The organism is Christiangramia aestuarii, assembly GCF_009735585.1.
GTDB lineage: Bacteria > Bacteroidota > Bacteroidia > Flavobacteriales > Flavobacteriaceae > Christiangramia > Christiangramia aestuarii.
Map to the genome: position 1 here is coordinate 1 of NZ_VJVW01000192.1, position 350 is coordinate 350.

At 59.1% G+C, this 350-nt stretch carries 1 protein-coding gene; it reads right to left on the reverse strand.

Annotated features, from left to right (window positions below):
* Positions 1-238, reverse strand: a 238-nt coding sequence (locus FLP08_RS16515; protein ID WP_238388526.1) for a hypothetical protein, incomplete at its 3' end; no start/stop codon positions are given.
* Between the last annotated feature and the right edge of the window lie 112 nt (positions 239-350).

Genomic DNA, 350 nt, shown 5'->3' on the forward strand with positions numbered 1-350 from the left:
GTTTGAGCGCCTCTACAGGTTGGCGGGGTTCAATCCTGGTCAAGCAGTCTCCCTGCCCCGAGAGCGAGAAACGCTCCAGCTCGCCCAAGCTGTCGGGCGTGCCGCCGATATCGATGTGACGGACCCTGCTTTTGATTTCGTCCGCTCCATAGATGTCTTTCAGGTTACGGCACGTCAGAGGGAGGGCCGTGACGATTGCAACAGATATGCTTCTGTGCGGCGTGGCACGTATGATCAAGACGGCCAATTCCGGTGGCAAAACAGCTCGATAAGTGCCCTTCCTCCAGCCTTCCGAGGGGCCGAGCGATACGGCCAGAACTGCCCCGATATCTGGGTCCGTGCTGTGTTCG